The organism is Acutalibacter sp. 1XD8-36, assembly GCF_009917525.1.
In the GTDB taxonomy this organism is placed as follows: Bacteria; Bacillota; Clostridia; order Oscillospirales; family Acutalibacteraceae; genus Acutalibacter.
Map to the genome: position 1 here is coordinate 285,087 of NZ_QZDU01000003.1, position 6,461 is coordinate 291,547.

General features: G+C 53.2%; 9 protein-coding genes. 7 read left to right on the top strand and 2 right to left on the bottom strand.

The window, feature by feature from the left end; translation table 11 throughout:
- Window positions 1–7 precede the first annotated feature (7 nt).
- Complete coding sequence (locus D5270_RS07950) at window positions 8–1,162, bottom strand: aldo/keto reductase (protein WP_166543596.1); 1,155 nt, start codon at window positions 1,160–1,162, stop codon at window positions 8–10.
- 209 nt (window positions 1,163–1,371) lie between these two features.
- Here D5270_RS07950 and D5270_RS07955 point away from each other — a divergent pair, with 209 nt between their 5' ends.
- The 4 genes from D5270_RS07955 to D5270_RS07965 are packed head-to-tail and all read left to right on the top strand — an operon-like array spanning window position 1,372 to window position 3,896.
- Window positions 1,372–2,421: an MATE family efflux transporter gene (locus D5270_RS07955; protein WP_207709326.1), complete on the top strand. Its 1,050-nt coding sequence runs from the start codon at window positions 1,372–1,374 to the stop codon at window positions 2,419–2,421.
- 21 nt (window positions 2,422–2,442) lie between these two features.
- A complete protein-coding gene (locus tag D5270_RS16590; RefSeq protein WP_207709327.1) occupies window positions 2,443–2,733 on the top strand; it encodes a hypothetical protein in 291 nt (96 codons plus the stop codon).
- On the top strand, window positions 2,726–3,127 hold the full coding sequence (locus tag D5270_RS07960) for a hypothetical protein (protein ID WP_166543597.1): 402 nt from the start codon (window positions 2,726–2,728) through the stop codon (window positions 3,125–3,127). Before D5270_RS16590 ends, D5270_RS07960 begins: the two co-directional genes overlap by 8 nt.
- A gap of 10 nt (window positions 3,128–3,137) precedes the next feature.
- Window positions 3,138–3,896: an SDR family oxidoreductase gene (locus D5270_RS07965; RefSeq protein ID WP_166543598.1), complete on the top strand. Its 759-nt coding sequence runs from the start codon at window positions 3,138–3,140 to the stop codon at window positions 3,894–3,896.
- A gap of 222 nt (window positions 3,897–4,118) precedes the next feature.
- On the opposite strand, the gene D5270_RS07970 is transcribed toward D5270_RS07965, so the two are convergent.
- Entirely contained in the window at window positions 4,119–5,090 is a 972-nt protein-coding gene (locus D5270_RS07970; protein ID WP_166543599.1) for a DUF6076 domain-containing protein, read from the bottom strand.
- Between the two features lie 162 nt (window positions 5,091–5,252).
- On the opposite strand from D5270_RS07970, the gene D5270_RS16735 reads away from it, so the two are divergent.
- The 3 genes from D5270_RS16735 to D5270_RS07985 all read left to right on the top strand — a co-directional run.
- Window positions 5,253–5,468, top strand: coding sequence for a helix-turn-helix domain-containing protein (locus tag D5270_RS16735; protein ID WP_166543600.1), 216 nt, complete (start codon window positions 5,253–5,255; stop codon window positions 5,466–5,468).
- Window positions 5,461–5,823: a helix-turn-helix domain-containing protein gene (locus tag D5270_RS07980; protein ID WP_166543601.1), complete on the top strand. Its 363-nt coding sequence runs from the start codon at window positions 5,461–5,463 to the stop codon at window positions 5,821–5,823. The genes D5270_RS16735 and D5270_RS07980 overlap by 8 nt, the downstream gene beginning before the upstream one ends.
- Window positions 5,824–6,142: 319 nt before the next feature.
- Window positions 6,143–6,461 (top strand): hypothetical protein (locus D5270_RS07985; protein WP_166543602.1); only part of this gene is annotated, 319 nt, incomplete at its 3' end.

Here is a 6,461-nt window from a genome sequence, read left to right on the forward strand (position 1 = left end):
CTCATGCTTACGCCCCGAAAAGCTCTTGGGCTTTATGCATATGCTGCACAATCTTCACCCCAAAGGGACACCGGGCCTCGCACTGGCCGCAGCCAATACAGGCCCCGGCCTTGATGGCAAGCGCGTTATAATGCTCCCGAACGGTTTCCGGCACCGTGCCCTGGGCCTGGCACAGATCTGCAAACTTGTTCACCGTGGCAATATCGATACCAACCGTACAGGGCGCGCAGTGGCCGCAGTACATACATTTATCTGTAAAGGGATGGGCCGGGCAACTGCTAAGAAGTTTTGCGTAGTCTTTCTCCTCGTCGCTTGCGTCACGGTACGCCACAGCTTGCAAAAGCTGCTCCTTATCATGCGCCCCCGCCAAAACCGTGGCCACCCCGGGCCGGGTCAGGCAGTAGTGCAGGCACTGGTTGACGGTCATGGCCGCGCCGAAGGGGGATTCCTCCGCCTTGAGCAGGGCCCCGCCGCCGTAGGGTTTCATCACAGTGATGGCAACGCCCTGGCTCTCGCACAGGCTGTACAGATCCTGGCGCTCCGGGTCGGTGCTGGATAGTACGTCCGGAAGCTCATAGGTGGACTTTTCAAAGAGAATATCCACATCTTCATTGGGCGGCACGATATCGTAAGCCGGGTTCACGCTGAACATGATAACGTCCACCACGCCGAACTTCACCGCCTGGATTCCAATGCGCGGATTATGGGTGCTTATGCCGATATGCTTAATGCGCCTGGCAGCTTTCTGCTCCTTAGCAAACTCGATGACCGGCCCGCCAAACACCTCATCAAAATCCCTCTGCTCGTCCACATAGTGAATCATACCCACGTCTATGCAGTCTGTCTTCAGCCGGGCAAGCAGGTCCTCAAAGGCCGGCTTTACATCTGCCATATCCCGGGTACGCTTGTACTGACCGTCCACCCAGGCCGAGCACAGGTGCGCCTGCATGACGAATTTTTCCCGGCGGCCCTCCATAGCCCTGCCGAAAGCGTCCCGGACGTAGGGCTCAGGGTTGTAGAGGTCGAAATAGTTGACCCCGGCGTCAATGGCGGCGTTTATCAGGTCGATGCCATACTCAACGGTCTGGTTCACAAAAGCTTCGCTACCAAGCCCAATCTCGCTGACCTTGATGCCGGTGCGGCCCAGTGTTCTGTAGTTCATGAGAGTACCCTCCTTGTGTGGTATTGGGCAGATTATACAACTTTATGGGCAGAAACACAAGGGCAAAAGCTAAGATGTGGTGTGGCATTTTCTCATGCGTTCGTTGGAGCGTGTTACAATTCGCCACACATAGCGTTAAAATAAGCCGCTGATTTCGCTCAGAAAATCTGCTATAATGGTGTCATAGACTCAAATCAGGAGTGATAAAAGTGGAAAATCAAAAGCTCGCCACCTGGAGGATACCCAAGCTCTTGTGGTCTCTAGCCTTCCCCGCTATCTGCGCCCAGATAGTGACCCTGCTCTACAACCTCGTCGACCGCATCTACATCGGCCAAATGCAGGACGGGGCGATAGCAATGGCGGCAATCGGCATCTGCGCGCCCATCGTCACGGTGGTGACCGCCTTTACTGGTCTGTTCGGGCGAGGCGGATCGCCCCATGCGGCGATACACATGGGCAGGCAGGATAACAGAACCGCCGAGAAATTCCTGGGCAATAGCCTTTCTATGCTGCTCATTACTTCTGTACTGATTACTGTGGGTGTGCTTGCCCTCAAGAGCCCTATCCTGCGCATTTTCGGCGCAAGCGACCAGACCCTGCCCTACGCCGACAGCTACCTCACTATTTACATTGTAGGTACAATATTTGTACAGATTACAGTTGGCATGAACTACTACATCACATCTCAGGGCTTCGCCAAGACCGCCATGATCACCACCATGCTGGGCGCGGTGCTGAATATGGCACTGGATCCGCTGTTCATCTTTGCTATGCACATGGGCGTGGCCGGGGCGGCGCTTGCCACGGTCATCAGCCAGATGGCGTCCTTTGTGTGGGTGCTCCTGTTCCTGATGGGGAAAAAGCCCACCCTGCGGGTGCGGCGGGAAAACCTGCGGCCCGACTGGAAAACCCTCAAGCAGATCATCATACTGGGCTCCGCGCCCTTCTTCATGAGTGCTTCTGAGGGTGTGCTGCACGTGTGCTTCAACCGGCAGGTCTACACCTTCGGTGGGGATTTGGCCGTGGGGGCCATGACAATTCTGTTCTCTATGTTCCAGTTCGTGCTGCTGCCGGTGGAGGGCGTGGCCCAGGGCTCCCAGCCCATCATCGGGTACAACTACGGCTCCGGGGCCTATCACCGGGTGCGGGCCATCATTCGGTTGGCGCTGACCGCCAACTCCATCTTCACTGTGATAGTCACGGCAGTCGTGGTGCTGTTCCCGGAGCTTTTCATTCGCATATTTAACTCCGACCCCTAGCTGGTAGATCTGGGCGGCAGAATGCTGCAAATTTACATCTTCGGCGTGTTCACCACCGGAGCCAACTCCACCTTCCAGCAGACCTACAACTCCCTGGGGGAGGGAGGGAAGTCCTTCTTCTTCGCCTTCTACCGCAAGGTGATCTTGCTTATCCCGCTGATCTACATCCTGCCCAATGTGTTGAGATGGGGCGTGTTTGCCGTTGTTTTGGCGGAGCCGATTTCCGACATACTGACTGCTGTTACCAATGCGGTTTATTTCCGGCGCTTTCTCAAAAAGAAGCTGCCGGTGGAGGAGGGGAGCTATGCGTGAGAACAGCTGCGAATGTATTGTGGAGAAACTACGGGCTGCAGCAAAAGCTAGAGAAGCTGGTCTAAACTGCCCGGAGGCCCTGTTGGAGGCGTATCGGGAGGAGCTGGGCGAGGATTTTGCCGGCACGGAGGAGCTGGCGGTCGGACTCCCAAAGCTCCTGGGGGAACCTACCCTATGCGACGTGTTCGCCGTAACCTTCGCCATTATCGTACGGCTGACAGGCATTGAAGATAGCTATATTGAAACCATTGCCCGCCTGCAAAAGGAGTACGGCACCAGCGCCTGCGGTACGGAAAGGGAGGAGACCTCTCTTTGTACCATGCGCATGAAAGACTGTGTGCTCATGATACAGTGGGCGCGGGCGAACATAGCAAAAACAATACATCAAAATTAGGAGGAAAACCATGTTCAAAGACAAAGTAACTGTCGTAACCGGCGGCATACAGGGTATCGGCAAGGCTATCGCGGAGGAGTTCAGGGTCCAGGGCGCGTCAGTGTGCATCATCGACAAGCAGCCCAACGACTATTTTACCGGTGACGTGGGCGACGAGCAGACTCTCGCGGCCTTTGCCGAAAAAGTTATCCGTGATTTTGGTCATGTTGACTATCTTATCAACAACGCCCTGCCCATCATGCGAGGCATTGACGACTGCACCTTTGAGGAGTTCAACTATGCCCTGCGGGTAGGGGTCACCGCGCCTTTCCACCTTACCAAGCTGTTCCTGCCCCACTTCGCCCCCGGCGCGGCGGTGGTGAATATCTCCTCCTCCCGGGACCGCATGAGCCAACCCCAGACTGAGAGCTACACGGCGGCGAAGGGCGGCATTTCCGCCCTGACCCACGCGATGGCGGTATCCCTTGCGGGCAGGGTGCGAGTCAATGCCATCTCGCCGGGCTGGATCGATACGAGTTATACGCAATACACCGGCCCCGATGCCCTTCAGCACCCGGCAGGGCGGGTGGGCACCCCCCTGGATATCGCTAATATGGCGTTGTTCCTCTGTTCGGACAAGGCGGGATTTATCACCGGCGAGAATATCTGCATCGACGGCGGCATGACACGGCAGATGATATATCATGGAGACTGTGGGTGGGCGCTCTCGGCTGGGTTTGACGAGCCGCGCGAAGCGACAAGACCCGCAGTTTTTCCACCAGTGCCTTGAAATAGGAGTTTCTGCATTGAGAAAATATGTTGCGGCACTCGGTTATTTTGCGGAAATAAACTCTGCCTTGCCGCACAGGTGTAAGAACATTTTTTGCATTCTCTTATGATAGATATGTATGGTGACGCTGGGGGAGTTTTGGGGGATAAGGTAGGCTACTGACTCATTCGTAAAACGCATGAGTCTCTCAAAATCTGCGCCGCTAAACTAAAGAAAAGCGGTTTACGATTGAGTGAGCCACTCCTTGAATTCCTCAAAGGTCATTTTCCCGGCAGCACACTCGTCACGCTTACCCTTCGCAGTAGCGCTCCAAGCATAGAACGCGCCGGGGCTAATCCTCCCGGCTTTAATCCAGTTGAACCTCTTTTTGTACTCCCTCCGGTACTCCCTAAATAACTCATCCGAGTTTTTCTTTTCCGCCCAGCGCTTTACCGCACCGACCTCACGGCAAGTGTGTCCATTCTCATCCACCGTCAGGTTGCAAAACTCCGCCGTGTTGCGCCGGGGAATCGCAAAATACTTTCCACAGTATGAGCAGATACGCATACGTTGTTGCCGCTTGACGCACTCGCGGAGGGAGAACTCAACGAGGTCGGAGAGGGAGGTTGGGTGGAGGACTTCGGCAAAAGTACCGTTGCCGGTTCGCTCATACATGGTGGAGATTGGCCTGAACTGATAGGCATAGAGCGGTTCTCTTTTTTCCTTGTCGAGGTAGGCTTGCAGCTTTTCATGCACAGGTTTCTTCTTGCCGTCGTCGATGTCCAGTACATCTTGGAACAAGCGCATGATCTGTTTTTGCAGCGTGTCAAGGTCGCTGGGGATGTGGCGTAGCTGCTTGTGCGGAAGATATTTGTACACGTCCTCGTCCGGGTGGTGATCCATATATCGGAAACGCGCCTGCCAGTCGAGGCGTAGGAACTCAAAATAGATGTGTTTTTTCGCAAGCTCCCCCAGAGCGCTCATCACAGTATCCTGCGAATCGAAGTCACGTTCCCGATAAAAATTCAGCAGCGCCTTGTCCATTTTCTTAAACAGATCCTCCATAGGCCAGATGTCCAAATAGGTAAACCGCAAAAGGCTTTCCAGAAATGGGAAGTCTTTTTCTTTTTTGTGCGAGCGCTCGAACGTCAAATCTTTGTAAACGAAATATTCCCGCCCCTCTTCAAAGTAGGTGTAGAATAGGTATTCAGTCATTCTGATTACGCTCCTTTTGAAAGCCAAAAATATTTTTGAAATTGTCCTTGACAAATGAATTGCCATGTGTTACTATAAGATGGCCGGAAAATCAAACTGTCTTTAAAAATTAGTCTACAACAAGCAAACAGAAAAGTCAAGACATTTTTTAGGAGGTGCGGAGTGGTTCAATCAAAGTTCAAAAGCTATGACGAACTGCCACTGTTTCTCAATGCGAAAACAGTGGCAGAAGTCTTAGGGATTTCCATGGCTGGGGCCTACGAGTTATTGCATCAGGATGGTTTTCCTGTGCTGCGAATCGGTTCGCGCTTGGTAGTTCCCAAAGAAAAATTCCTCACTTGGGTCGAGGAACAGGCAGGAGGTATTGGACATGAGTAATTTTTTGAAAGCATCATGCAGCGGAGCAAAGAACTTCTTCCCTCTGCCAAATGCAATTTTTAGTTTGGGATTGTCAGCAGGCGAGCTGGCTGTCTATGCCTACCTCATGTACTGCGAGGGCAGGAAGTCGCATCAATGCTGGCCTAGCTACAAAACTATCGGTCGAGCTGTGGGTATGAGCGAGAACACAGTGAGGAAATATGTGCGGGAGTTGGAGTACAAAACACTTATCCTGACGGAGTCTACAAAGTATGAGAGCGCCAGCGGCCAAGTTCGGAATGGTAACTTGATTTTCACAATTCTTCCCATTTATGGAGCGGTCAAGTACCACAACGAGTGCCAGACAGCGAGGTAGGCGCTTATGGCCCTTGTGAGAGCCGTGTCAGGCGATTTGGGCTGGAGTCGAGGAAGTAGTGGCAAACGGCCCAGAACGCCGTTTTGAGGCATTTGTGGTGATTTGTGAAGGCAGCAGCCACCATATCAAAGCAAAGAGAAATATGCAAGATTATGGAAGAATATCCAGCCTCAAAGGGCTTAGAAAACGGTCAAAAAGACAAGCAGGTTAAAGCGCGGGGTCTACTGCGCGGTTCACATCGTCCGGCAGAGCCGGTCGGTAGGGAAAAATCAAAGATTATCGGCCTCTGAAATCAGGGGTCGGTCAGAAAGGAGAGCTTTTGAGCGAGAAAAAGCAAAAATATGCGTACTGGATGCGGCCGTCAATGGTCACGGAGATTGAGGAAATGCTGCCAGCGGCAAATGCCACCTCGAAAGGCGACTTCGTTTGCAAGGCGGTTGAGTTCTACATCGGGTATCTACGGCAGCAGAAAAACATCAATTACTTGGCTCCCATGCTGGCAGGAGCAATCAAGAGCGAGGTGCGTTCCCTCGGCAAAGATGTGTGCGAGATGCTGTTCAAGCTGGCAGTGGAGATGGGGATTATCAGTAACATCACTGCGGCGGTCAATGATATTCCCGATGATTCTCTGGAGAATT